Source organism: Streptomyces sp. NPDC059201, from assembly GCF_042754585.1.
Lineage (GTDB): Bacteria > Actinomycetota > Actinomycetes > Streptomycetales > Streptomycetaceae > Streptomyces.
Genome location: NZ_JBHZBB010000002.1, coordinates 240,695 through 264,061, shown reverse-complemented (window position 1 = coordinate 264,061; position 23,367 = coordinate 240,695). Strand labels below are relative to the sequence as shown.

Sequence of the window (23,367 nt, the reverse complement as noted above, 5' to 3'; positions counted from 1 at the left end):
GCTAGAAGCCCAGGCGGCGGAGCTGCTTGGGGTCGCGCTGCCAGTCCTTGGCGACCTTGACGTGCAGGTCGAGGAAGACCGGGGTGCCGAGGAGGGCCTCGATGTGCTTGCGGGACTTCATCCCGACCTCCTTCAGGCGGCTGCCCTTGGGGCCGATGATGATGCCCTTCTGGCTGGGGCGCTCGATGTACACGTTGGCGTGGATGTCGAGCAGCGGCCGGTCGGCGGGGCGGCCCTCGCGCGGGATCATCTCCTCGACGACGACCGCGATGGAGTGCGGCAGCTCGTCCCGTACGCCTTCGAGCGCGGCCTCGCGGATCAGCTCGGCGACCATGACCTGCTCCGGCTCGTCCGTGAGGTCGCCCTCCGGGTAGAGCGGCGGGGACTTCGGCAGGAGCGGGATGAGCAGGTCGGCGACGAGCTGGACCTGCTTGTCGCCGACGGCGGAGACGGGCACGATCTCGGCCCACTCGATGCCGAGCTCCCGGCCGAGCTGGTCGATGGCGATCAGCTGCTCGGCGAGGGTCTTCGAGTCCACCAGGTCGGTCTTGGTGACGATGGCGACCTTGGGGGTCTTCTTGATCTCGGCGAGCTCCTTGGCGATGAAGCGGTCGCCGGGGCCGAGCTTCTGGTCGGCGGGCAGGCAGAAGCCGATCACGTCGACCTCGGCCCAGGTGGTGCGGACGATGTCGTTGAGCCGCTCGCCGAGGAGGGTGCGCGGCTTGTGGAGCCCGGGGGTGTCGACCAGGATCAGCTGGGCGTCCGGGCGGTGCACGATGCCGCGCACGGTGTGCCGGGTGGTCTGGGGGCGGTTGGAGGTGATCGCCACCTTCTGACCGACCAGAGCGTTCGTGAGGGTGGACTTGCCCGCGTTGGGGCGCCCGACGAAGCAGGCGAAGCCCGCCCGGTGGGGGGCGGTGTTCTCATCGGTCTCATCACTGCGCACGCTCATGGGGGCCATTGTCCCCGATGAGCGGCCCCGCCACGCACTCAGTGTCCCGGCCGGGCCCCGCGGCGCCGGATCCGCCACCCCGCGAGGCCGCCGCCGGCGCCCAGGACCAGCACTCCGGCGACGAGCCAGGGCAGGGCGAGGAAGGAGACTCCGGCGCTCTCGCGGACGTCCTTGGCGGTGGCGACGAGGGTCACCTCGCCCCAGTCGAGCTGCGGCGAGCCGATCCACTTCTCGGTCAGCCGGATCCGCTGCCGGGGCAGCAGCTCGGACGGCACCTGGGCGAGGTCGCGGTCGAGCAGGGTCCGCCCGAAGAGCCCCTCGGCGGAGAGGACGACCTTGGGGTTGAGCGTGACGTTGCCCCGGTTGTGGAGGGTGTACGTGACGAGGGCGACGCTCTCCCGGGTGCCGGGGACGACCGGCCGGTCCTGCTCCAGGACGACGTCCTCGACGGCGAGCGCGGGCACGGCGGGGCCGCTGACCTTGAGGTAGACGCGGGCGGCGACGGCCCGCTGGACGCCCATGGCGACGCTGCCCCCGCCCGCGGGGGTGATCCGCTCGTCGAGGGCGACGACGGCGCCGGGGTGGTCGCCGGGGACGGCGTCGGCGGGGACGGTGAGGGTGAAGGGGACGGTGACGGCGGAGCGGGCCGGGACGGTGACCGTGGTGCGGTCGGGCTCGATCCAGGCGCCGGCGCCGGTCTGCTCCTCCTTCAGGGTGCGGATGGCGAAGCCGCCGTCGCGCTCGGTGTTGTAGGCGTCGGCGCCGTAGAGCCGGAAGGTGAGCGGGGCGGCGGTCTTGTTGGCGACGGTGACCTTGTCGCGGAGGGTGGTGCCGGGGTCGGCGGTGAGGAAGTAGTAGGGGCGCTCGCCGAGCCGGGCGGCGGCCGGGTAGACGGCCCACTCGCCGTTCTCGGCGGCCTGGGCGGCCGGGGCCCCGAGGAGCAGCAGGGCGGCGCTCAGGAGGAGGACGTACAGCTTGCGTCGCACGGTGCGGAACCCCCGGGGGTGCGGTGGGGAGACGTGGGTGAGCGGCCTCGGGGCCGGCCGGGAAGGTGCGCCCGGCCGGCCCTTCGGCCGCTGTCAGGACAGGGTCAGCGTGAGCACGCCCGCGTAGGCGCCGGGGGCGGTGAACGCCGGGACGTCCAGCGCGAGCTGGGCGTCGACGGTGAACTCGCCTCCGGTGACCGTGCCGTTCGCCGTGGAGGCGAGGGTCGCTCCGGTGCCGACGGGTCCGGCGGTGCCGGCCGTGCAGGCGCTGGGGCTGCCCTCCTTGGCGACGCAGGCCGGGGTCCAGCTGAGCCGGTCGGCGCCGATGGCTCCGCCGGGGCCGGTGAAGTCGGTGACCTTGCCGGTCACGGACCAGCCCGCGGGGCCGCCGCGGAAGTCCTTGACCGTCACCGTCTGGAGGGCTCCGGTGGCCGCTCCGCCCTGGCCGAAGTCGACCGCCGAGAGCGAGACGGCGTCACCGGCCTGGGTCATGGACAGTTCGCCCGCCTTGACCGTGGCGGTGATCTTCTGGCTGTTCGGCGGGGTCGGGGTGTCGTCGACGACCTGGTACGGGATCGGGCCGGCGCCCTTCTCCGCGTTCCAGGAGCCGCCCTCGTACGCGACGATCCCGGTGGTGGCCAGGTCGTTCACCTTGAGCCGGGCGACGAAGCCGCCCTCGCTGTCGGTGGTGACCGTCATCCGGTCGGCGGTCTCCGCGGCCCCGGCGCGGGCGACCACGGTCACCTGGGCGAGCGGGGTGAACTTGGCGCCGGTGACGGTGACCCGGACGCCGGGGGCGCCGGAGGCGGTGCCGAGGGCGAGGGTCCGCGCGTTGGGCACGGGCTGGTCGCCGGCCTGGACCGTCTCGGAGACGGGGGCGGGCGGGTTGAGCACCGTACAGGGGGTGTCCAGCTCCATGATGTAGCTGGTGTGGATGTTGTAGTCGCCCGGCGAGAGGGTGATCGCGCCGGCCTTGGTGACCGTGAACGAGCCGGTCATGGAGAAGCCCGGGAAGGCGCCCTTGCCGGGGACCGGCGGGTTCTTCTTGGGGCCGGTGACGCTGACCGTGCCGGTCTGGGCGCCGCCGAGGACGACCTTGCCGCTCGGGGTGAGGATGTCGGCCGGGAGCGCGAGGTCGACCGGGTTCGACGCGGCGGGCTTGGTGATCGCGTAGGTCACCTTGACCGTGTCCCCGACCTTGGGGGTGGGGTTGTCGACCGAGACCACCGCGGTGGTGGTGCCCTCGATGGGCGGGATGCCGGCGATGGGCGGCGGGATGCAGCGGGTCTGGAACTGCACCGACTGCGCGGAGCCGACCGCCTGCGCCGGGGCGGCGAGCGCGCCGCCGGCCGCGAACGCGAGGGCGGTGGCGCCGAGAACGGCGGTCCACCGCCGTCTTCGGGCCGCCGCCCGGGTTCGGGTGAATGCCATGTGAGTGCCCCCTCCTGAGGGTCGAGAGGGCGCCATTGACGGCTGAGGGGCGAGAGAAGTCAATAACGACGGACGCCATCGACTGATGACCCATCAGATAATGGCAGGATCGGGCGTTGTGCGGACTTCTCCGGAATGTCGGTGCACACGCCGAAGACCGGCGCCGCCCTCGGGGCGGCACCGGTCACGGGTGTGCGGTGGATCAGCTGATGACGAAGTTCCCCGGGGACTGCGACGTCAGCGCGTCGCAGTTCACCGTGACGCCGAAGATCACCAGCTTGAGGGCGGTGCCGGCGAAGTACGAGTTGAGCCGGTCGCCCGCGACCACCGGGGTGGCGGTCAGCGGACCCAGGTTCGCCGTGCCGCCCGCCGGGATCGCCGGGTTCTTCTTCCCGGTGAAGACCCGGTCGGGACCCGTGGAGTTGTCCAGGGTGAAGGTGGAGTTGATCGTGTCCGCGCCGACGGCGACCGGCGTGGTGACCGGGGCCGTGATCCAGACCTGGGCCGTGCTCCCCGAGTGGGTCATGGTGATCGTGGCGGTGCCGCCACCCCAGCTCCCACAGTCGTACGTGGCCGTCGCCGAGCCCGGCGAGACGGCGGCGGACGCCGTGGGGGCGAAGGCGAGCGACATGGTGGCGAGGCCCGCGGCGAGCGCCCCGGCCGCCCCTAGAGTGCTTCTTCTCATGGCGAGTTCGTACCCCTTCCGATGACGAACGCAGGGGTGCGGGCGCTGCGTGGATTGGCGGAATACCGGTGGATCTGACGGTCCGTCGGACCGTCCGCCGCCTATTGAGACGCAGACGGCACGGGAAGGCAAGAGAAGTCGCGGAGATCCTTCACAAACGCGCAAGGGCCCGGCCGTGGCCGGACCCCACTCACCTCACAGCGGCGCTCAGCCCGCGGTGACCGCCGCGCGCAGCAGCCCGTCCGGGCCCGCGAGCAGCACCGGCGTCCCCGGGCCCCCCAGGTCCCGCACGGCCGCCCGGTCCTCGTCCGACGCGGCCTCGGCGCTGGACACCACGGCCGCCGCCTCCAGCGACCGCGCCCCGCTGGCCACGGCCATCGCCACGGCCGTCCGCAGCGCGCTCAGCTTCAGCGACTCCAGCTCCACCGTGCCCGCCACGTAGGTGCGGCCGGTCTCGTCCCGTACGGCCGCGCCCTCGGGCACGCCGTTGCGGGCGCGGGCGCTGCGCGCCAGCGTGATGATCTTCAGGTCCTCGGCGCCGAGGTCGCCGTGCTCACTGCTGAGTGTCATGGACCGAGCATAGGTCGGGGCACCCGGTCAGCCCGCCAGCGGGTACATCGCCCCCCGCCGCCCCTCCGGCGAGACCAGCCACTCCAGCTTCGCGGCCGTCCCCTCCTCCGGCAGCGGCGTGTGCAGCACGATCACCAGGTCCGGACGGGCCGGCACCCGCAGCTGCGTGGCCTCCAGATGGAGCGGGCCCGCCAGCGGGTGCTCCAGGACCTTGCGGGTCTGGCCGCCCGGCATGACGTCCCGCTGCTCCCACAGCTCCGCGAACTCGGGACTCGCCTCCCTGGCCTCCTCGACCACCGCCCGGAACCCCTCGTCCTCCGGGCTCTCCGAGCACGCGGCCCGGAACTGCGCCACCACCGTCGGCGCGATCTCCTCCCAGCCGCTCGCCCGCGACCGGTAGATCGCGTCCGTGAAGAAGGAGACCAGGCAGTTCTGGACGATCTCCGGCCGCATCCCGAGCACGATCGCCGCCGAGTCGTTGTACATGACCGTGTTCCAGTAGACGTCCATGATGTGCGCCGGGAACGGCATCCACGCCTCGATCAGCCGCCGCAGCCCGTGGCACATGTCCCGCGCCCCCGGATCGACCTCAGGCGCCGGCGGGTTCAGCCCCGCCAGGACGTACAGATGACGGCGCTCCGCCGGGCTGAGTCGCAGCACCCGCGCCACGGCGTCGAGGACCTGCGGCGAGACGGTGATGTCGCGGCCCTGCTCCAGCCACTGGTACCAGGACACCCCGACCCCGGCGAGGACGGCGACCTCCTCGCGACGCAGCCCCGGCGTGCGGCGCCGGGCGCCGCCGTCCGGCAGACCGGCCTCCGCGGGGCTCACCCGGGCCCGGCGGCTCATCAGGAACTCCCGCAGCTCGGCCAGTCGGTGCGCCTTGCCGCCCGCGCTCTCCAGCGCTGTGACCACGTGTGCTTCCTCCCCCGGACGCCTGGTGGTACGACCAACAGGATAAGTTCCCGCTCCCCAGCGTTGTTCCCCGGCCACGAGAGTCGTGGGCATGGCAACCGTGTCCCCTCCCCCCTCCTCCCCTCCGTCCACTCCCCCGTCCGCGCCCGCCACCACACCCAAGCCGCCGGCCCCCGCGCTCACCGGCCGCGCCCGGCTCGTCCTGATCGTGCTGTGCGCCGCCCAGTTCATGGTGTCGCTGGACTTCTCCGTCCTGAACGTCGCCCTGCCCGCGCTCGGCGCCGACCTCGGGCTCAGCCCCTCGGCCCTCCAGTGGGCCGTCACCGCCTTCGCCCTGCCGTCCGGCGGCTTCCTGCTGCTCTTCGGGCGGATCGGCGACCTCTACGGGCGCAAGAAGCTGTTCCTCACGGGCCTCGCGGTCTTCGGCGCGGCCTCCGTCCTCGCCACCTTCGCCTGGAGCCCCGCCGTCTTCCTCGCCGCCCGCGCCCTCCAGGGCGTCGGCGCCGCCGCGATCGTCCCGACCGGCATGTCCCTGCTGACCACCACCTTCCCCGAGGGCCCGCTGCGCGAGCGGGCGCTCGGCATCTCCGGCACCCTGCTCTCGCTCGGCTTCACCGTCGGCATGGTCCTCGGCGGCGTCATGACCGACACCCTCGGCTGGCGCTCCACCATGGGCCTGCTCGCCCTCTTCAGCGCCCTGGTGCTGCCCTTCGCGCCCCGGCTGCTCGCCGAGTCCCGCACCCCCGAGCGGCCCCGGCTCGACGTGCCCGGCGCGGTGACCGTCACCGGCGGTCTGCTGTCCCTGATCTACGCCCTGTCGACCGCCGCCGAGCGCGGCTTCGGCGGCGCGGACGTCCTGGTCACCCTGGTCGCAGGCGTCACGCTGCTCATCGCCTTCGTGGTCGTCGAGTCCCGCAGCGCCGCCCCGCTGGTGTCCCTGCCGATGCTGCGCAGGCGCACCGTCGCCTTCGGCAACCTGGGCGGGCTCGTCACCTTCTCGATGATGTCGACCCTCATCTTCGTGCTGACCCTGTACTTCCAGGAGACCCTGGGGCTGTCCAGCTTCGCCACCGGTCTGGTCTTCGGCGCCCAGGGCGTCGTGTCGGTCCTCGCCGGCACCCTCGCGCCCCGCCTGATCGGCCGCTTCGGCGCCCGCCGCACCCTGGCCGCCGGCCTCGCCGGGCAGGGCCTCTTCGGCACCGCCCTGCTGGGCATCAGCTCCGGCTCGGGCGCGGTCCTCGCCACCGTCGCCGTCTCGGTGGCCTCGATGTTCCACCTGGTCGCGATCATCTCGTACGGCGTCACCGTCACCTCCGGCGTCCCCGACGAGCAGCAGGGCCTGGCGACCGGCCTGGTCACCACCACCCAGCAGGTCGGCCTGACCGTCGGCATCCCGCTCTTCGGCGTCCTCGCCACCACCGGCGACAGCCTGTACGACGGGGTGCGCACGGTCATCGCGCTGGACGCGGCGATCGTGCTGGGCGCGGCGGTCCTGATCGCCCTGGGCCTGCGGCGCGCCCGGTGAGCACCACCGGGGGTGAGGGCTACGGCCGGTCGAGGCGGAGCCGTACCGCCTTCGGCAGTCCGGCGACGACCAGGTCGTACGAGTCCTCGATGAGCTCCCGGACCATCCGGTCCGGGAGCCCGGCCACCTCGACCGTGTTCCAGTGCCGCTTGTTCATGTGATAGCCGGGGGTGATCGCCGGGTACTCCTCGCGGAGCCGTACGGCGTCCTCCGGATCGCACTTGAGATTGACCCGCAGCGGCTCGCCGTCGAGCCAGGAGAGCGCGAAGAGCTTCCCCGCCACCTTGAAGACCGAGGTGTCGGGCCCGAAGGGGAACTCCTCGGTGGCGTCGTTGAACTCCAGGCAGAAGGCGCGCAGCCGGTCCGGGGTCATTCCTGGCCCTTCCCCTCCGCTCCGGCCGGGACGACCGGCTCGACGAGCACGGTGACGATCTTGTTCCGGCGGCCGGCCGGGGCCTCGGCGGTCAGCCGCAGCTCCCGTCCGTCCGGCAGGGCGACGACGGCAGAGGCGCCGGAGATCGGGACGCGGCCGAGGGCCTTGGCGAGCAGACCGCCGACGGTCTCCACGTCCTCGTCGTCGAACTCGTCGGGGCCGAAGCCGTACAGCTCGCCCAGGTCGCCGATGTCGAGGCGGGCGGTGACCCGGTGGCGGTCGTCGCCGAGCTCCTGGACCGGCGGCAGCTCCCGGTCGTACTCGTCGGTGATCTCGCCGACGATCTCCTCCAGGATGTCCTCGATGGTGACGATGCCGGCCGTGCCGCCGTACTCGTCGATGACGACGGCGACGTGGTTGCGCTCCTGCTGCATCTCGCGCAGCAGGTCGCCCGCGTTCTTGGTGTCGGGGACGAAGGCGGCCGCGCGCATCGCGGTGGAGACCAGGTCGGCCTCGGCGTCGCGGTTGATGTGCGTCTTGCGGACCAGGTCCTTCAGGTACACGATCCCGACGATGTCGTCCTCGTTCTCCCCCGTCACCGGGATCCGGGAGAAACCGGAGCGCAGGGCGAGGGTGAGGGCCTGCCGGACGGTCTTGTACCGCTCGATGCAGATGAGGTCGGTCCTGGGCACCATCACCTCGCGGACCAGGGTGTCGCCCAGCTCGAAGACCGAGTGCACCATCCGGCGCTCGTCGTCCTCGATGAGGGACTCCTGCTCGGCGAGGTCGACCATCGCCCGCAGCTCGGCCTCGGAGGCGAAGGGGCCCTTGCGGAAGCCCTTGCCCGGCGTCAGCGCGTTGCCGATGAGGATCAGCAGCTGCGGGATCGGGCCCATGATCCGGGCCAGCGGCAGGAGGACGTACGCGGCGGCGGTCGCCGTGTTCAGCGGGTGCTGGCGGCCGATGGTGCGCGGCGAGACGCCGACGGCCACGTAACTCACCAGGACCATCACGCCGATCGCGACGAGCAGCGCCTCCCAGGTCTCGGGGAAGTACTCCAGGCAGGCGTAGGTGACGAGGACGCCGGCGGCCATCTCGCAGGCGACGCGGACGAGCAGCGCCACGTTGAGGTAGCGGGTGGGGTCGGCGGCGACCTGGGAGAGCTTCTCGGCGCCGCGCCGCCCGGAGCGGACGGCCTCGGCGGCGCGGAAGCTGGAGACACGGGCGAGCCCGGCCTCGGCGCAGGCGGCGAGCCAGGCGACGACGACCAGGGCGACCGCGCCGAGGATCAGCTGAATGCTCATCGGGCGCGCGGGGTCAGTTGACGGTCGGGGCGGGGGACGGGCCGGTGAGGCCCTTCTCGGCGCGCCAGCCGTCGACGATCGCCGCCTGGAGGCCGAACATCTCGGCCTTCTCGTCCGGCTCCTCGTGGTCGTAGCCCAGCAGGTGGAGGACGCCGTGGACGGTGAGGAGCTGGAGCTCCTCGTCCATGGAGTGCTTCGTGGGGGCGTCCTCGCCCTGCTGCTTGGCGACCTCGGGGCAGAGCACGATGTCGCCGAGGAGCCCCTGCGGGGGCTCCTCGTCGTCCTTGGCCGGCGGGCGCAGCTCGTCCATCGGGAAGGACATGACGTCCGTCGGTCCGGGGAGGTCCATCCACTGGATGTGGAGCTGCTCCATCGCCTCCGCGTCCACCACGATCACCGAGAGCTCGGAGAGCGGGTGGATCCGCATGCGCCCGAGGGCGTAGCGGGCGATGTCCAGGATCGCCTGCTCGTCGACCTCGGTGCCGGACTCGTTGTTGACGTCGATCGACATGTGCGGTGCTTCTACTTCCCGTTGCGGCCGGTGCGCTGCTCGTTGGCGCTGTCGTACTTCTCGTACGCGTCGACGATACGGCCGACGAGCTTGTGCCGGACGACATCGTGCGACGTGAGCCGCGAGAAGTGGACGTCCTCGACGCCCTCCAGAATGTCCTGCACCTGCCGCAGCCCGCTCTTCGTCCCGTTCGGCAGGTCGACCTGCGTCACGTCACCGGTGATGACGATCTTCGAGTCGAACCCCAGCCGCGTGAGGAACATCTTCATCTGCTCGGGACTCGTGTTCTGCGCCTCGTCGAGGATGATGAACGCGTCGTTGAGCGTGTTGTGCGTCAGCAGGTAGTCCTGCGTGACGTACAGCGAGTCCTCGGCCGCGACCTGGATGCAGACGGTCTCCTCGCGCCCGGCGGGCTCGATGGAGTCGATGAACCGCATCGGCCGACCGCCGCCGCCGGCCGCGTGGTAGGCGTCCCGCTTGCGGGCGAGCCGGAAGGGCTCGATGCCTTCGGGGAGGCGGATGTCGACGATGTGGGAGTCGTAGCGGAACTCACCCCGTGTGGTGCTGCTCTTCGCCCGGCCTTCGGCCTTGCGACGCCGGGTGTAGGCGACGCCACCGAGCGACTGGACCAGGGCGATCACGTCGTCGCGGAGCACGATCGAGGCGGTCGAGTACTGGATCCGGCAGGTGCGGTCCTTCTGCGTGACCGGACCGCCGTCGGAGTCGAGGAGGCCCTGGAGCACGGCGAGGCGGACCTCGGCGGTGTTGTGCAGGTAGTCGTCGGGGACGAACTTCGAGTGGGCTTTGGTGCCGAACAGGTCAAGGGAACGCAACGCCTGCTTCAGCGGGTGTGTAAGAAGACCGCTTTCGCCATCGGCCGGAGTGGGCACACGGTTGATGAGGTAGTTGTAGCCTCCTCGCGCCCGCACCTTGATTCCGGGAACCGCAGCCTCTACGGAAGCGATGAGCTCGGGGTCGGCGGTAGTGAACGACGGAGTGCCGGCCCTTGAGATGCAGCCGTCCCCGAGCAGCAGTCCCAGCGCGTACGGATCCATCGGGACCTCACGCTCGGGCATGGCCACGGGCGCGGTGAGCAGCGGCAGCTCGTACCGGCGGGCGTGTGCGGCCCGCAGGTTACCGATCATGTCCTGGGTCTCCAGGACCCGCCACGGCTTGTTCCGGCGCTTGTCCGAGGCCGTACGGACCGTCCACAGGTGCTCGCCGCAGCACAGCGTCCAGGAGCCGTCCTGGGCGGAGACCCGGTAGATGTCCCGCTCGCCCTGCGGGTAGACGCCGAGGACGGGGGTGGGCTCGCCGTTGGAGCCGATGACGAGGTCGCCGACCTCCAGGGACCCGATGGGACGCCAGCCGTCCGGCGTCAAAACATTCGTGAAAACGGGTTGACTCCGGCCCCTCATGTACGCTAGGGGCGCGACCTCGATCGTGCCGCTCGCCATGAGCTTGGGGATGGAGTCGGGGTCGAGCATGTCGTGCAGGGCGTCGTAGAGCGGGCGCAGGTAGGGGTCGATCTTTTCGTAGAGGGTGCCGGGGAGGAAGCCGAGGCGTTCGCCGGCCTCGACCGCGGGGCGGGTCAGGATGATGCGGGTGACCTGCTTGGACTGGAGGGCCTGGACGGCCTTGGCCATGGCCAGGTAGGTCTTGCCGGTGCCGGCGGGGCCGATGCCGAAGACGACCGTGTGCTTGTCGATCGCGTCGACGTAGCGCTTCTGGTTGAGCGTCTTGGGGCGGATGGTGCGGCCGCGGTTGGAGAGGATGTTCTGGGTGAGCACCTCGGCCGGGGTCTCCTGGCCGGCTTCCGCCTGGCCGTTCTCGCTCGCTCTGAGCATGGCGATGGAGCGTTCCACTGCGTCCTCCGTCATCGGCTGTCCGGTGCGGAGCACCAGCATCATCTCGTCGAACAGGCGCTGGATGAGGGCGACTTCCGCGGCGTCGCCGACCGCGCTGACCTGATTGCCCCGGACGTGGATGTCCGCCCGGGGGAACGCCTGCTCGATCACGCGGAGCAGGGAGTCGCCGGAGCCGAGGACGGTCACCATGGGGTGCTTGGCGGGCACCGCGAAGTGGGCACGGGCCTCGCCCGGCGTTCCGTTGGGAGCTGTGGGTGTCTGCGTCATGGGCCGGCCCTCTGGCCTGCGCCTACCTCCTGCTGCGGGGTTCTCGCTGCTCGACAACCTCTCGCACCCAGCCTACGACCTGGTACGCGTGTGCCCGTAGCGGTTTACGGGACCGCGGCCCGGAAGCCGATGGTGGGCACCGCGCGGCGGGGCGGCCAGGGGTGGGCGGGGGCCGGGAGGAGGGCTTCGAGGAAGGCGTAGCGGGCCCGCAGCGCCTCGGGGTCCTGGCGGTCGTCGTGCTGGACGTGCTGCCACCAGGCGGCGATCTCGGTCCAGGTGGGGGCGGAGAGGGAGCCGCCGAACTCCTGGACGGAGAGGGCGGCGGTGAGGCCGGCGAAGGCGAGGCGGTCGGCGAGCGGCCAGTCGGCGAGGGTGCCGGTGACGAAGCCGGCGACGAAGACGTCGCCCGCGCCGGTGGGGTCGAGGGCCTCGACGCGGATGGCCGGGACCTCGGCGGTCTCGCCGGTGGCCCCGTCGACGGCGTACGCGCCCTCGGCGCCGAGGGTGACCACGGCGTAGCGGACCTTGTCGGCGAGCGCGCGGGCGGCGGCGCGGGGGCAGTCGGTGCGGGTGTAGCGCATCGCCTCGGCGGCGTTGGGCAGGAACGCCTCGCAGTGCTCCAGGTCGGCGAGGGCGGCCAGATCCCAGCGGCCGGTGTCGTCCCAGCCGACGTCGGCGAAGACCCTGGCGCCGTCGCGGGCGGCGCGGGCCACCCACTCCTCGGTGCGGCCGGGGGCGAGGGAGGCGACGGCGGCGCGGGCGCGCGGCGGGCGGACGGGGGCGCCGTCGGGCCGGGGCGCCTCGTGGCCATGGGAGACCATCGTGCGCTCGCCCTCGTAGGCCATGGAGACGGTGACCGGGGAGTGCCAGCCGGAGACGGTGCGGGAGAGGGCGAGGTCGATGCCCTCGCCCTGTTCGAGGGCGTCCCAGCAGTACTCGCCGTAGTGGTCGTCGCCGAAGGCGGCGGCGAGGGAGGTGCGCAGGCCGAGGCGGGCGAGGGCGGTGGCCATGTTGGCGACGCCGCCGGGGCTGGAGCCCATGCCGCGGGCCCAGGACTCGGTGCCGCGGACGGGGGCGCTGTCGAGCCCGGTGAAGATGATGTCGAGGAAGACGGTGCCGGTCAGGAAGACGTCGCAGGCCGGGTCGGCGGGTTCGCGGACGGTCTCCAGCGGGTCGATGCCGGCCTCCGGGCGCTCTCCGAACTGCTCTCCGCGCTGGTTTCCGCGCTGGTTTCCGCGCTGCTCTCCGCGCTGGTCTCCGCTGGCTGTGCTCACGGTGGAACTCCCCGGTCGTGGTACGGCGGGATCGGCACCGGGTGCCGGTCCGGACAGTGTGCCCGATGGGGTCGGAGTGACGGGGAGTGACGCGACGGATCGCCGCCCTCTGCCCCGTCCCGACCCATCCAAACCGATTGTGTCCTAGATCACAGGATGAATCGGCAGAGAACACCTTCTCCGCCCATTCGGTTGCTTGATACACATGGTGCCGCGACCCCGTGGATCACCGGGGCGCCGTCTCATTTCTCCGTTCAGTTCCTGGAACGCCCATGTCGTCGCGCCCGCGCGCCCGAGGGGCCCTCGCCGCCCTCGTCGCCCTCTTCTCGGCCGGTTACCTCGCCCCGTACCTGCTGCCGACCGTCGTCGGCCGGCTCGCCGCCGGCCTTGGCCTCGGCCCGTCCCAGGCCGGTCTGGTCGGTTCGGTGCTGCTGCTCGGCTCCGCCTCCGCCGGTTTCACGCTCGCCGCGCGCGTGGAGCGGATCGGACCGCGCCGGGCGGCCCGCCTCGGACTGCTCGCGATGGCCGTGGGGTACGGCTCCGCCGCCGCGACCGGCACCCTGCCGCTGGTGATCGCCGGGGTGGTCCTCGGCGGCTTCGGCTCGGGCACGGCGACGGCGGTGGCGGCCTCCGGGATCGCCGGGCAGCCGGACCCGCAGCGGGCCTCCACGCTCGGCCTGCTGTCGGTCTCGGCGACGGCCGGCGCGCTGTACCTGACGCTGCCCCGGCTCGGCGGCGGGCACTCCCTGCCGCTGCTGGCGCTGGCGTGCGCCGCGGTCCTGGTCTGGCCGGTCACCGGCCGTCTTCCGGGTGCCACGCGCGCGTACCGGGGTGTCTCCGTCCCGGAGACCGCCGGACCTCTGCCGTACCGCCGGGCCGGTGCCGTGCTCGCCGGCTGCGTCGTGTGCTGGTCCCTCGCCCAGAACGCGCTGTGGGGCGTGAGCGGCCGGATCGGCACCGGCCAGGCGGGGCTCTCCGAGGTGACCGTCGGCGCGGTCTTCGCGCTGGCGCTCGGCGCGGGCCTGACCGGCGTCACGGCGGCCGGGGCGCTCGGCTCGCGGCTCGGCCGCGCGGTGCCGATCGGCGCGGGCACGGTCCTGATCGCGCTCTGCGTGCTGCTCAGTTCGAACGCGAGCGGTCTCGCGTCCTTCGCGACCGGCGAGATCCTCTGGAACACCGTCTACCCGGTGGTCCTCTCCTACCTCCTCGGCCTGGCCGCCTCGCTCGACCCGCGCGGCCGCTGGGCGGTCCTGGTCGGCTCGGCCGCCTCCCTGGGCACGGCGTGCGGCCCGGTGGTCGGCAGCGTCCTGTCGGAGACGGCCGGCTACCCGGGCATGGGCGCGGTCCTCGGCGGTCTGCTGCTGCTCGTCGCGGCCCCGCTGACGGCGGTCGCCCTGCACGTCTCCGGCCGCCCGCTGGTCCCTGGCTCGATCCGCCGCCGCGGTGGCGCTCCGGCGGCGTTCGTCGCGGGCGTGGCGCCGTCGACGACGGCGCTGCTCCCCCAGGTCGGCGCCCCCGAACAGCAGATCGCCCCGATCCCGGCCCCCACGACGACCCGCCGCCGCCTCACCAAGGCCACCGTCCGCCTGGCCCGCCCCTCGGACCGCGGCTGACGCCGACGCCGACACCGACGTCGGCGTCAGCTTCGGTGTCGGCGTCGCCGTCAGAAGGTGTACGCCTCCACCTCGGCCAGGTAGCGCGCGCGGCGGGGTTCGTCGTCGTCCAGGAAGGACGCCTCGAAGGAGTGGCGGGCCAGGGTGCGGAGCTGCTCGGGGTCGAGGGCGAGGGCGTCGCGCACGGCGTCGTAGTTGTCGCCCGCGTAGCCGCCGAAGTAGGCGGGGTCGTCGGAGTTGACGGTGACCAGGAGCCCCGCGTCGAGCATGGCCCGCAGCGGGTGGTCGGCGAGCGTGTCGATCACCCGGAGGCGGACGTTCGACAGCGGGCACAGGGTCAGCGGGATCCGCTCGCGCGCCAGGCGCTCGACCAGCTCCGGGTCCTCCATGCAGCGCAGCCCGTGGTCGATCCGCTCCACACCGAGGACGTCGAGCGCCTCCCGGACGTACTCCGCCGGTCCCTCCTCGCCCGCGTGCGCGACCCGGCGCAGCCCGAGCCGGGCGGCCTCCTCGTACACGGCGCGGAACTTCGCCGGCGGGTGCCCCACCTCGGCCGAGTCCAGACCGACGCCGGTGATCTTGTCCAGGTACGGCTTCGCGGCCTCCAGCGTCGCGAGGGCCGACTCGGCGGACTCGTCGCGCAGGAAGCACAGGATGAGCCGGGTGGAGATCCCGTACCGCTCCTCGGCGCGGTCGAGGGAGGCGCTCAGCCCCTCGACGACGGTGGAGAACGGGACGCCGCGCGCCGTGTGCGCCTGCGGGTCGAAGAAGATCTCGGCGTGCCGGACGCCCTGCGCGGCGGCCCGCTCCAGGTAGGCGTCGGCGAGCGCGGTGAAGTCCTCGGGGGTGCGCAGGACCGCCATCAGCGCGTAGTAGAGGTCCAGGAAGGACTGGAGGTCGCCGAAGCGGTAGGCGGCGCGCAGTTCCTCGGTGTCCGCGTAGGGCAGGGTGACGCCGTTGCGGGCGGCGAGGGCGAAGGCCAGCTCGGGTTCGAGGGTGCCCTCGATGTGGAGGTGGAGTTCGGCCTTGGGGAGGGGCATGGGTGGTGCTCTATCTCTTCGGTACGGGGACCCTCATGAGGTCCTGGGCGATGCTCAGCTCGCCCGCGAATCCGGCGGCGCGGGCCTGCCGTTCGAACTCCGACGGGTCGGAGTAGCGCTGCGAGAAGTGGGTGAGGACGAGGTGCCGCACGCCCGCGTCGCGGGCGACGGCGGCGGCCTGTCCGGCGGTGAGGTGGCCGTGGTCCTCGGCGAGCCGGACGTCCTCGTCGAGGAAGGTCGACTCGATGACGAGCATGTCGGCGCCCTCCGCGAGGGCGTGGACGCCGTCGCAGAGGCGGGTGTCCATGACGAAGGCGAAGCGCTGCCCGCGCCGGACCTCGCTCACCTCGTCCAGGCCGACCCCGCCGAGGCTGCCCTCGCGCTGGATGCGGCCGACGTCGGGGCCCTTGATGCCGTGCGCGGCGAGCCGCTCGGGCAGCAGCCGGCGCCCGTCGGGCTCGACGAGCCGGTAGCCGAAGGACTCGACGGGGTGGGAGAGCCGGCGGGCCTCCAGGGTGAACGCCCCGGTGACGGCGAGGACCCCGTCCTCCGCGACCGGCGCCTCGGCCAGCTCGACGGTCTCGCGGTAGGCGGTGGCGTACCGCAGCCGCTCGAAGAAGTGCCGGCCGCTCGCCGGGAAGTGGGCGGTGACCGGGTGCGGGACCTGGTCGAGGTTGATCCGCTGGATCACCCCGGCCAGGCCCAGCGAGTGGTCGCCGTGGAAGTGCGTGACGCAGATCCGGTCCAGGTCGTGCGCGGCGACCCCGGCCCGCAGCATCTGCCGCTGGGTCCCCTCGCCGGGGTCGAAGAGGAGGCCGTGGCCGTCCCAGCGCAGCACGTAGCCGTTGTGGTTGCGGTGCCGGGTCGGGACCTGGCTGGCGGTGCCGAGGACGACGAGTTCGCGGACGGACACGTGCCTATCCGGGGGGCCAGTTGAGACCGCGGCCGCCCAGCACGTGCGCGTGCGCGTGGAAGACGGTCTGGCCGGCGCCGGCGCCGGTGTTGAGGACGATGCGGTAGCCGCTGCCGTCGACCTTCTCCTGCGCGGCGACCTCGCCGGCCTCGCGCAGCACGTCGGCGGCGACGGTCGGCGCGGCGGCGGCGAGCGAGGCGGCGTCCGGGTAGTGGAGGCGCGGGATGACGAGCACGTGGGTGGGCGCCTGCGGGTTGATGTCGCGGAAGGCCAGCGTGGTCTCGGTCTCGCGGACGAGCGTCGCCGGCACCTCCCCCGCCACGATCTTGCAGAACAGGCAGTCGCTCTGCGGCTCTCCGGCCATGCTCCGGGCCTCCTCGCCCTCGGGTGGTCAGTACCTGCGCATGCTATCCGGCGGCTCCGGTCAGTCCTTGGGCATCCTCCGGTTGAGGGCCGAGCGGCTCACCCAGTACGTGATGACCACGGCCCAGAAGAGCGGGGTGCCGAGCGCCCCGACCACTCCGGCGTCGAAGGACCACAGCGCCATGGTGACGGCCGAGTACAGGCCGAGCAGTCCGACGGAGGCGGCCATCGCGAGCACCGGCCGGCAGTTGCGGGCGACCAGCAGCAGCGGGCGGCGCAGCCGGGGCGGCACCCGGCGGGCCATCCACACGGCCCAGCCGGCCCAGGCGCCGACGAGCACCACGGCGCCGACGGCGAAGGGCACGAGGGCGTCGGCGCCGGTCCCGCCGGTACGGACGGGGGCGGAGCCGAGCGCGGAGGCGATGAAGCCGAGCAGGGCGACCCAGCGGGCCCCGGCGGCGGTGCCCCAGGCCATGGCCTCCAGGTTGTAGCGGGCCTTGCGGTCGGTGAGGTCGAGCGCGGCGGAGGCGACGAAGCCCTCGGCGGCCTGGGTCCAGGCCCCGCGCCGGAACCAGCGGCGGCGCAGCCGGATCAGGGAGAGGTTGTTGTGGGCCTCGCTGCTCTGCGGGTTGAGCCGCAGGGTCGTCTCGTACGCCTGGCGCGCGGTGGCGTGGTCGCCGCGCCGCTGGGCGGTGAGGCCGACGAGGAAGTGGGCGGCGTCCTCCTCGGGGCCGAGGGCGACGGCGGTCCGCGCGGCCTCGTAGGCGGCGGCCGTCCGCGCCCGGTCGCGCCCGCCGCCCGCCTCGGCGGTCTCGGCGAGCGCGGTGCCCAGCGCGTAGTGGCTGCCCCAGAACTGCGGGGCGAGCTCGACGGTGCGGTGGGCGGCGGCCTCGGCGTCGCCGTACCGCTTGAGGGCGAGCAGGATCTGGGTGCGCATCAGGTGCGCCATGACCAGCTCGGGCTCGGCGCGCAGGGCCTGTTCGACGGCGACGAGGGCGGCGGGGTGGTTGCCCGCCCGGTGCTGACAGCGGGCGAGCAGGGTCAGCGCGTCGGCGTCCTCGGGGTCGCCGGCGAGGTGCCGGGCGGCGAGCTCCCCGGCCTGCTCGTACCGGCCGGCCTCGTAGAGCGCCTCGGCCCGGGCGAGCGCGGAGGGCGTGGCGGGGGTGGTCACAGCTTGCGCTTCCGCTTCAGGTAGGCGAGGAGGTCGTCGTAGAGACCGCCCTCGTTGGCGAACATGGCGACGTTCCGGGCGGCCGCGAACCAGGGCTCGGTGGAGGGCCGGATCTGCTTGGCGGCGCCGAGGAGGTCCTTGGTGGTGATGAGGCGGACGGAGCCGGTGCGGGCGGAGTCGAGGAGGGCGGCCTCGGCGGCGGTCTCGCACAGATGCGCGAGGTCGGCGCCGGAGAAGTCCTCGGTGACCTTGACGAGCTTGCCGAGGTCGACGGCCTCGATCGGCCGGTCGCGCAGGTGGTAGCGGAGGATCGCCTCGCGGGCGGGCGCGTCCGGCGGCAGCACGAGGAGGGTGCGGTCGAGGCGGCCGGGGCGGCGCAGGGCGAGGTCGACGTCCCAGGGCACGTTGGTGGCGGCGAGGACGAAGACGCCCTCGTTGCCGGCGCCGGAGGCGATGCCGTCGAGCTCGGTGAGGAGCTGGTTGACGACGTTGCGCAGCCCGTTGCTGTGGGTGCGGGAGCGCTTGCCGCCGAGGGCGTCGAGCTCGTCGAGGAAGACGACGCAGGGGGCCTGGCGGCGGGCGGTCTCGAAGATGTCGTGGATGTTCTTCTCGGAGGCCCCGATCCACATGTCGAGGACGTCGGAGAGCGAGACGGTGAGGAAGTTCGCGCCGAGCTCGCCGGCGACGGCCCGCGCGATGAAGGTCTTGCCGCAGCCGGGAGGTCCGTACAGGAGGAGCCCGCCGCGCAGCGACTTGCCGTAGAGGCGGCGCAGTTCGGGGTTGCGCATGGGAGCGAGGAAGGCGGCTTCGAGCCGGTCCTTGACGTCCGTCATGCCGCCGACGTCCGCGAGGCGTACGGCTCCGGGCGCGTCCACGTCCCAGGCGGCGGCGTCCCCGGCGAGCCCGTCCCCGCCCTCGGCCTGCGCCTCCTCCAGGAACCGCGGCCCGACGACGTCGGACACCTGCTCCTCGGCGGCGGCCCAGTCGAAGGAGGGCTTGGCCTCGGGCTGGGAAGGGGGCTGCGGTACGGGACCGGGCGCGGGCGCCGGGGCCTGCGGGGCCTGCGGGGCCTCGGGCCGTACGGCCGGGGGCTCGGGTACGGGCGCGGGCGCGGGGGCCACCGGCGGCATCCCCATCGCGCGGACCATCAGCGCGCGGGCGTCCGCGTCCCCCGGCGCGTGCTGGAGGGCGACGGCGGCCTCCGTGACGGCCTCGTCGTTCCGCCCCTCCGCGAGGAGGAGTTCGGCGAAGTGGAGGCGCAGGGGCACGTCGCCGGGCGCGGCGGCGACCGCGGCGCGCAGACTGCGGATCAGGGGGGACTCGTCGGCCATACGGGTCAGCCTAGAAAAGACCTGAGGCGCTTGGACAGCGGGTCCCCCAGTCTGTGGACAACGGGCCCCGACCGACCCCCCTGTGGACAACGGGCCCCTGCGTGGTCCCGTCCCCGCGTGGCTAGCCCCAGCGGCCGGTGCGGCCGAGGACGAGCGCGGTGGCCGCCGTCCCCGCCGTGGAGGTCCGCAGGACGCTCCGGCCGAGGCGGTACGGCTTCGCTCCCGCCGCCTCGAAGGCGGCCAGCTCCTCCGGGGAGACGCCGCCCTCGGGGCCGACGACCAGCACGATCGAGCCCTTCGGGGGAAGCGCGGCGGTGGCGAGGGCGTCGCTCGGGTGGTCGCGGTCCTCGTGCAGGACGGCCGCGAAGTCGGCGCCCGCGAGCAGCTGGGCGACCTGCTTGGTGGACATGAGGTCGTCGACCTCGGGGAAGCGGGTGCGGCGGGACTGCTTGCCGGCCTCGCGGGCGGTGGAGCGCCACTTGGCGAGCGCCTTGAGGCCGCGGTCGCCGCGCCACTGGGTGATGCAGCGGGAGGCCGCCCACGGCACGATCGCGTCGACGCCGGTCTCGGTCATGGTCTCGACGGCCAGCTCGCCCCGGTCGCCCTTGGGCAGGGCCTGGACGACGGTGATCCGGGGCTCCTCGGCGGGGTCCTCGTGGTCCTCCGTCACCTCGACGGTCAGCCGGTCCTTGCCCTCGGCGTCCCGCACCACGCACCGCGCCCAGCGGCCCCGGCCGTCGGTGAGGACGAGCTCCTCGCCTGCCTGGAGCCGCTTCACGGAGACGGCGTGCCGTCCCTCGGGCCCCTCCAGGACGAAGGTGCCGGCGCCGGGGACGGCGTCGACGACGAAGACGGGGGCGGTCATGAGGCACTCCTGAGGGCCGGGTCGGCGAGGTCGGTGAGGGCGGTGTCGAGTTCGGCGGCGAGCACCTCGACGAGCTCCCCGGCGGGCAGCTCGCGGGCCAGCCGGTGCCCCTGGCCGGCCCACAGGGCCATGCCCTGGGCGTCTCCGGCGGTGGCGGCGGCCTTCCGCAGCGGGGCGGTGAGGTGGTGGATCTCCGGGTAGCCGGCGGGGGCGTACGGCCCGTGCTCGCGCATGAAGCGGTTGACGAGTCCGCGGGCGGGGCGGCCGGAGAAGGCCCGGGTGAGGGCGGTCCGGTTGAAGAGCGGGTCGGTCAGGGCCCGCTTGTGCAGCGGGTGGGCGCCGGACTCCGGACAGACGAGGAAGGCGGTGCCGAGCTGGGCGGCGGCGGCCCCGGCGGCGAGGACGGCCGCGATCTGCGCGCCGCGCATCAGGCCGCCGGCGGCGACCAGCGGCAGCGCGGTGGCCTCCCGGACCTGGGTGACGAGGGCGAGGAGGCCGGTGCCGGGCTGTTCGTCGGCGGGGTCGTCGCGGTACGAGCCCTGGTGGCCGCCCGCCTCGACGCCCTGGACGCACAGCGCGTCGGCGCCCGCCGCCTGGGCGATCCGGGCCTCCTCGGCGGAGGTGACGGTGACGATCGTGTACGTACCGACGCGGGTGAACGCCTCGAAGGTCTCGGGCTTCGGGCAGCCGAAGGTGAAGGAGACGACGGGGACCGGGTCGTCCAGGAGGATCGCCAGCTTGGACTCGTACCCGTCGTCGCGGCAGTCGTCGGTCTCGCCGAGCGGGGTCTCGTACCAGCCGGTCTCCCCGGCGAGCTGGTGGCGGTAGACCTCGATGGCCGCGGGGTCGACGGTGGGGCCGGTCTGGGGCAGGAAGACGTTGACGCCGAAGGGCTTTCCGGTGAGCCCGCGGACCTGCTTGATCTCCTGGTAGAGGCTGCCGGCCGTCTTGTACCCGGCGGCGAGGAAACCGAGCGCACCGGCCTCGGCGACGGCGCCGACGAGCGCGGGACAGGAAGCGCCACCCGCCATGGGGGCCTGCACGATCGGGTACCGGAAGAGATCGTTCAGCGCGGTGGTGGACATATGGGCATCGTGTCATGCCCCTTCCCCCACAAGGGAAAGGGGCGGCACTCAGAGTGCCGCCCCTCTCACACACCGATCACGCCCCGGTCGAGGCCCTGACCGAGCCCGCGATCACGTACGCCCGTTGAACGCGTCCTTCAGCCGGGAGAACAGACCCTGCTGTCCCGGCTGGAACTGGCCGGTGGGGCGTTCCTCGCCGCGCAGTTTGGCCAGTTCGCGGAGCAGGCGCTCCTGCTCGGGGTCGAGCTTCGACGGGGTCTGCACCTCGACGTGGACGATCAGGTCGCCGCGGCCGTTGCCCCGCAGGTGGGTGACGCCCCGGCCGTGCAGCGGGACCGACTGGCCCGACTGCGTGCCCGGCCGGATGTCGATCTCCTCCAGGCCGTCGAGCGTCTGGAGCTGCACCTTGGTGCCGAGCGCCGCCGCCGTCATCGGGAGGGTGACCGTGCAGTGCAGGTCGTCGCCGCGCCGCTGGAAGACCTCGTGCGGGGTCTCCTGGATCTCGACGTACAGGTCGCCGGCGGGGCCGCCGCCGGGGCCGACCTCGCCCTCGCCCGCGAGCTGGATCCGGGTGCCGTTGTCGACACCGGCCGGGATCTTCACCGTCAGCGTGCGGCGCGACCGGACGCGCCCGTCGCCCGCGCACTCGGGGCACGGGGTCGGGACGACGGTGCCGAAGCCCTGGCACTGGGGGCAGGGCCGGGAGGTCATGACCTGGCCGAGGAACGACCGGGTGACCTGCGAGACCTCGCCGCGGCCGCGGCACATGTCACAGGTCTGCGCGGAGGTCCCGGGCGCGGCGCCCTCACCCGAACAGGTGGTGCAGACGACGGCCGTGTCGACCTGGATGTCCTTGGTGGTGCCGAAGGCCGCCTCGTTGAGGTCGATCTCCAGACGGATCATGGCGTCCTGGCCGCGGCGGGTCCGCGAGCGCGGTCCGCGCTGCGAGGCCGTGCCGAAGAAGGCGTCCATGATGTCGGAGAAGTTGCCGAAGCCACCGGCCCCGAAGCCGCCCGCGCCCGCGCCGCCGGAGGCGGAGAGGGGGTCGCCGCCCAGGTCGTAGACCTGCTTCTTCTGCGGGTCCGACAGGACCTCGTAGGCGGCGTTGATCTCCTTGAACCGCTCCTGCGTCTTCGGGTCCGGATTGACGTCCGGGTGAAGCTCGCGGGCGAGGCGCCGGAAGGCCTTCTTGATCTCGTCCTGGGAAGCGTCGCGGCGCACGCCGAGTGTGGCGTAGTAGTCCGTGGCCACTTACGACTCCGCCAGGATCTGTCCGACGTAACGTGCCACTGCGCGTACCGCTCCCATCGTTCCGGGGTAGTCCATGCGGGTCGGTCCGACCACGCCGAGTTTGGCGACTGCCTCGCCGCCCGAACCGTAGCCGACCGAGACGACGGACGTGGAGTTCAGCCCCTCGTAGGCGTTCTCGTGCCCGATGCGTACGGTCATGCCCGATTCCTTGACCTCGCCGAGCAGCTTGAGGAGCACGACCTGCTCCTCAAGGGCCTCCAGGACGGGCCTGATGGTCAGCGGGAAGTCGTGTCCGAAGCGGGTGAGATTGGCGGTGCCGCCGATCATCAGCCGCTCCTCGTGCTCCTCCACGAGCGTCTCCAGGAGCGTCGCGAGCACGGTGGAGACCGTGGCGCGGTCCTCCGGCTCCTCGAAGGACTCCGGGAGGTCCTGCACCAGCTGCGGCACGTCGGCGAAGCGACGGCCGCCGACCCGGCTGTTCAGCCGGGCCCGCAGATCGGCGAGGGAGGTCTCGCCGAAGGGCGCGGGGCAGTCGATCACCCGCTGCTCGACCCGTCCGGTGTCCGTGATCAGGACGAGCATCAGCCGGGCCGGGGCCAGCGACAGCAGCTCGACGTGACGGATCGAGGAGCGGGTCAGCGACGGGTACTGCACGACGGCGACCTGCCGGGTCAGCTGCGCGAGCAGCCGCACCGTACGGCCCACGACGTCGTCGAGGTCCACGGCGCCGTCGAGGAAGTTGTGGATGGCGCGCCGCTCGGGGGTCGACAGCGGCTTGACGCCGGCCAGCCGGTCCACGAAGAGGCGGTAGCCCTTGTCGGTGGGGATCCGGCCCGCGCTGGTGTGGGGCTGGGCGATGAACCCCTCCTCCTCCAGCACCGCCATGTCGTTACGCACGGTGGCGGGCGACACGCCGAGCTTGTGGCGCTCGGTGAGCGCCTTGGAGCCGACCGGCTCCTCCGTCCCGACGTAGTCCTGGACGATGGCGCGCAGCACCTCGAGTCTGCGTTCGCTCAGCACGCGCACACCTCCCGCTCCAGCCGTTCCGGTTGCTCCGCTTTTGGCACTCGCCCT

At 73.0% G+C, this 23,367-nt stretch carries 22 protein-coding genes; 2 read left to right on the top strand and 20 right to left on the bottom strand.

The window, feature by feature from the left end; translation table 11 throughout:
• Window position 1: 1 nt before the first annotated feature.
• The 6 genes from era to ACFXMG_RS06980 form a co-directional block, all read right to left on the bottom strand.
• Entirely contained in the window at window positions 2-961 is a 960-nt protein-coding gene (gene era / locus ACFXMG_RS07005; RefSeq protein ID WP_383821829.1) for a GTPase Era, read from the bottom strand.
• A gap of 29 nt (window positions 962-990) precedes the next feature.
• Window positions 991-1,938, bottom strand: a complete 948-nt coding sequence (locus ACFXMG_RS07000) for a WxL protein peptidoglycan domain-containing protein (protein WP_383821826.1) — start codon at window positions 1,936-1,938, stop codon at window positions 991-993.
• A gap of 93 nt (window positions 1,939-2,031) precedes the next feature.
• Complete coding sequence (locus ACFXMG_RS06995; RefSeq protein WP_383821823.1) at window positions 2,032-3,369, bottom strand: beta-xylosidase; 1,338 nt, start codon at window positions 3,367-3,369, stop codon at window positions 2,032-2,034.
• A gap of 202 nt (window positions 3,370-3,571) precedes the next feature.
• Window positions 3,572-4,054 (bottom strand): hypothetical protein, encoded by a 483-nt coding sequence (locus ACFXMG_RS06990; RefSeq protein ID WP_383821820.1) that lies wholly within the window; start codon window positions 4,052-4,054, stop codon window positions 3,572-3,574.
• A 207-nt stretch (window positions 4,055-4,261) separates the two neighbouring features.
• On the bottom strand, window positions 4,262-4,624 hold the full coding sequence (locus ACFXMG_RS06985) for a cytidine deaminase (protein ID WP_383821817.1): 363 nt from the start codon (window positions 4,622-4,624) through the stop codon (window positions 4,262-4,264).
• A gap of 27 nt (window positions 4,625-4,651) precedes the next feature.
• Window positions 4,652-5,473 carry a helix-turn-helix transcriptional regulator gene (locus ACFXMG_RS06980; RefSeq protein WP_383821852.1) on the bottom strand — a complete coding sequence of 274 codons (822 nt, stop codon included), beginning with the start codon at window positions 5,471-5,473 and terminating at the stop codon, window positions 4,652-4,654.
• A 157-nt stretch (window positions 5,474-5,630) separates the two neighbouring features.
• Here ACFXMG_RS06980 and ACFXMG_RS06975 point away from each other — a divergent pair, with 157 nt between their 5' ends.
• Window positions 5,631-7,064 carry an MFS transporter gene (locus ACFXMG_RS06975; protein ID WP_383821814.1) on the top strand — a complete coding sequence of 478 codons (1,434 nt, stop codon included), beginning with the start codon at window positions 5,631-5,633 and terminating at the stop codon, window positions 7,062-7,064.
• 19 nt (window positions 7,065-7,083) lie between these two features.
• On the opposite strand, the gene ACFXMG_RS06970 is transcribed toward ACFXMG_RS06975, so the two are convergent.
• The 5 genes from ACFXMG_RS06970 to ACFXMG_RS06950 form a co-directional block, all read right to left on the bottom strand.
• A complete protein-coding gene (locus tag ACFXMG_RS06970; RefSeq protein WP_376252231.1) occupies window positions 7,084-7,437 on the bottom strand; it encodes an MmcQ/YjbR family DNA-binding protein in 354 nt (117 codons plus the stop codon).
• The gene (locus ACFXMG_RS06965; protein ID WP_383821811.1) at window positions 7,434-8,741 is read right to left on the bottom strand and encodes a hemolysin family protein; all 1,308 of its coding nucleotides are present in this window, start codon (window positions 8,739-8,741) and stop codon (window positions 7,434-7,436) included. Before ACFXMG_RS06965 ends, ACFXMG_RS06970 begins: the two co-directional genes overlap by 4 nt.
• 13 nt (window positions 8,742-8,754) lie before the next feature.
• The gene (gene ybeY / locus ACFXMG_RS06960) at window positions 8,755-9,252 is read right to left on the bottom strand and encodes an rRNA maturation RNase YbeY (protein WP_383821808.1); all 498 of its coding nucleotides are present in this window, start codon (window positions 9,250-9,252) and stop codon (window positions 8,755-8,757) included.
• An 11-nt stretch (window positions 9,253-9,263) separates the two neighbouring features.
• Window positions 9,264-11,387, bottom strand: a complete 2,124-nt coding sequence (locus ACFXMG_RS06955; RefSeq protein WP_383821805.1) for a PhoH family protein — start codon at window positions 11,385-11,387, stop codon at window positions 9,264-9,266.
• 104 nt (window positions 11,388-11,491) lie between these two features.
• Window positions 11,492-12,565 (bottom strand): PfkB family carbohydrate kinase, encoded by a 1,074-nt coding sequence (locus ACFXMG_RS06950; protein ID WP_383821849.1) that lies wholly within the window; start codon window positions 12,563-12,565, stop codon window positions 11,492-11,494.
• Window positions 12,566-12,933: 368 nt separating this feature from the next.
• Between ACFXMG_RS06950 and ACFXMG_RS06945 the strand changes: the two genes are divergently transcribed.
• Window positions 12,934-14,274 (top strand): MFS transporter, encoded by a 1,341-nt coding sequence (locus tag ACFXMG_RS06945; RefSeq protein WP_383821802.1) that lies wholly within the window; start codon window positions 12,934-12,936, stop codon window positions 14,272-14,274.
• Between the two features lie 50 nt (window positions 14,275-14,324).
• Here the strand turns inward: ACFXMG_RS06945 and ACFXMG_RS06940 are convergent, their stop codons facing one another.
• The 9 genes from ACFXMG_RS06940 to hrcA all read right to left on the bottom strand — a co-directional run bounded on the left by ACFXMG_RS06940 (window position 14,325) and on the right by hrcA (window position 23,313).
• Window positions 14,325-15,314: an adenosine deaminase gene (locus ACFXMG_RS06940; protein WP_383821799.1), complete on the bottom strand. Its 990-nt coding sequence runs from the start codon at window positions 15,312-15,314 to the stop codon at window positions 14,325-14,327.
• 10 nt (window positions 15,315-15,324) lie between these two features.
• Window positions 15,325-16,227, bottom strand: a complete 903-nt coding sequence (locus ACFXMG_RS06935) for a ribonuclease Z (protein ID WP_383821796.1) — start codon at window positions 16,225-16,227, stop codon at window positions 15,325-15,327.
• 4 nt (window positions 16,228-16,231) lie between these two features.
• Window positions 16,232-16,591 carry a histidine triad nucleotide-binding protein gene (locus ACFXMG_RS06930; protein WP_150228136.1) on the bottom strand — a complete coding sequence of 120 codons (360 nt, stop codon included), beginning with the start codon at window positions 16,589-16,591 and terminating at the stop codon, window positions 16,232-16,234.
• A 60-nt stretch (window positions 16,592-16,651) separates the two neighbouring features.
• Window positions 16,652-17,761: a tetratricopeptide repeat protein gene (locus tag ACFXMG_RS06925; RefSeq protein ID WP_383821793.1), complete on the bottom strand. Its 1,110-nt coding sequence runs from the start codon at window positions 17,759-17,761 to the stop codon at window positions 16,652-16,654.
• The gene (locus ACFXMG_RS06920; RefSeq protein ID WP_383821790.1) at window positions 17,758-19,092 is read right to left on the bottom strand and encodes an AAA family ATPase; all 1,335 of its coding nucleotides are present in this window, start codon (window positions 19,090-19,092) and stop codon (window positions 17,758-17,760) included. The genes ACFXMG_RS06925 and ACFXMG_RS06920 overlap by 4 nt, the downstream gene beginning before the upstream one ends.
• A 121-nt stretch (window positions 19,093-19,213) precedes the next feature.
• A complete protein-coding gene (locus tag ACFXMG_RS06915; RefSeq protein ID WP_383821787.1) occupies window positions 19,214-19,957 on the bottom strand; it encodes a 16S rRNA (uracil(1498)-N(3))-methyltransferase in 744 nt (247 codons plus the stop codon).
• Window positions 19,954-21,042, bottom strand: a complete 1,089-nt coding sequence (locus ACFXMG_RS06910) for a nitronate monooxygenase (RefSeq protein WP_383821784.1) — start codon at window positions 21,040-21,042, stop codon at window positions 19,954-19,956. The genes ACFXMG_RS06915 and ACFXMG_RS06910 overlap by 4 nt, the downstream gene beginning before the upstream one ends.
• A 111-nt stretch (window positions 21,043-21,153) precedes the next feature.
• Window positions 21,154-22,293: a molecular chaperone DnaJ gene (gene dnaJ / locus ACFXMG_RS06905; protein ID WP_383821781.1), complete on the bottom strand. Its 1,140-nt coding sequence runs from the start codon at window positions 22,291-22,293 to the stop codon at window positions 21,154-21,156.
• The gene (hrcA, locus tag ACFXMG_RS06900) at window positions 22,294-23,313 is read right to left on the bottom strand and encodes a heat-inducible transcriptional repressor HrcA (RefSeq protein ID WP_383821778.1); all 1,020 of its coding nucleotides are present in this window, start codon (window positions 23,311-23,313) and stop codon (window positions 22,294-22,296) included.
• Window positions 23,314-23,367: the final 54 nt, after the last annotated feature.

What these genes read in the sequence shown, in the direction of transcription:
- ACFXMG_RS06975 (WP_383821814.1), top strand. Translation starts at nt 5,631, where the DNA reads ATGGCAACCGTGTCCCCTCCCCCCTCCTCCCCTCCGTCCACTCCCCCG.
- ACFXMG_RS06980 (WP_383821852.1), bottom strand. Translation starts at nt 5,473, where the DNA reads ATGAGCCGCCGGGCCCGGGTGAGCCCCGCGGAGGCCGGTCTGCCGGAC.
- ACFXMG_RS06920 (WP_383821790.1), bottom strand. Translation starts at nt 19,092, where the DNA reads ATGGCCGACGAGTCCCCCCTGATCCGCAGTCTGCGCGCCGCGGTCGCC.
- ACFXMG_RS06940 (WP_383821799.1), bottom strand. Translation starts at nt 15,314, where the DNA reads ATGCCCCTCCCCAAGGCCGAACTCCACCTCCACATCGAGGGCACCCTC.
- ACFXMG_RS06915 (WP_383821787.1), bottom strand. Translation starts at nt 19,957, where the DNA reads ATGACCGCCCCCGTCTTCGTCGTCGACGCCGTCCCCGGCGCCGGCACC.
- ACFXMG_RS06985 (WP_383821817.1), bottom strand. Translation starts at nt 4,624, where the DNA reads ATGACACTCAGCAGTGAGCACGGCGACCTCGGCGCCGAGGACCTGAAG.
- ACFXMG_RS06955 (WP_383821805.1), bottom strand. Translation starts at nt 11,387, where the DNA reads ATGACGCAGACACCCACAGCTCCCAACGGAACGCCGGGCGAGGCCCGT.
- ACFXMG_RS06910 (WP_383821784.1), bottom strand. Translation starts at nt 21,042, where the DNA reads ATGTCCACCACCGCGCTGAACGATCTCTTCCGGTACCCGATCGTGCAG.
- ACFXMG_RS06995 (WP_383821823.1), bottom strand. Translation starts at nt 3,369, where the DNA reads ATGGCATTCACCCGAACCCGGGCGGCGGCCCGAAGACGGCGGTGGACC.
- ACFXMG_RS06945 (WP_383821802.1), top strand. Translation starts at nt 12,934, where the DNA reads ATGTCGTCGCGCCCGCGCGCCCGAGGGGCCCTCGCCGCCCTCGTCGCC.
- ACFXMG_RS06965 (WP_383821811.1), bottom strand. Translation starts at nt 8,741, where the DNA reads ATGAGCATTCAGCTGATCCTCGGCGCGGTCGCCCTGGTCGTCGTCGCC.
- ybeY (WP_383821808.1), bottom strand. Translation starts at nt 9,252, where the DNA reads ATGTCGATCGACGTCAACAACGAGTCCGGCACCGAGGTCGACGAGCAG.
- era (WP_383821829.1), bottom strand. Translation starts at nt 961, where the DNA reads ATGGCCCCCATGAGCGTGCGCAGTGATGAGACCGATGAGAACACCGCC.
- ACFXMG_RS06990 (WP_383821820.1), bottom strand. Translation starts at nt 4,054, where the DNA reads ATGAGAAGAAGCACTCTAGGGGCGGCCGGGGCGCTCGCCGCGGGCCTC.
- ACFXMG_RS06930 (WP_150228136.1), bottom strand. Translation starts at nt 16,591, where the DNA reads ATGGCCGGAGAGCCGCAGAGCGACTGCCTGTTCTGCAAGATCGTGGCG.
- ACFXMG_RS06970 (WP_376252231.1), bottom strand. Translation starts at nt 7,437, where the DNA reads ATGACCCCGGACCGGCTGCGCGCCTTCTGCCTGGAGTTCAACGACGCC.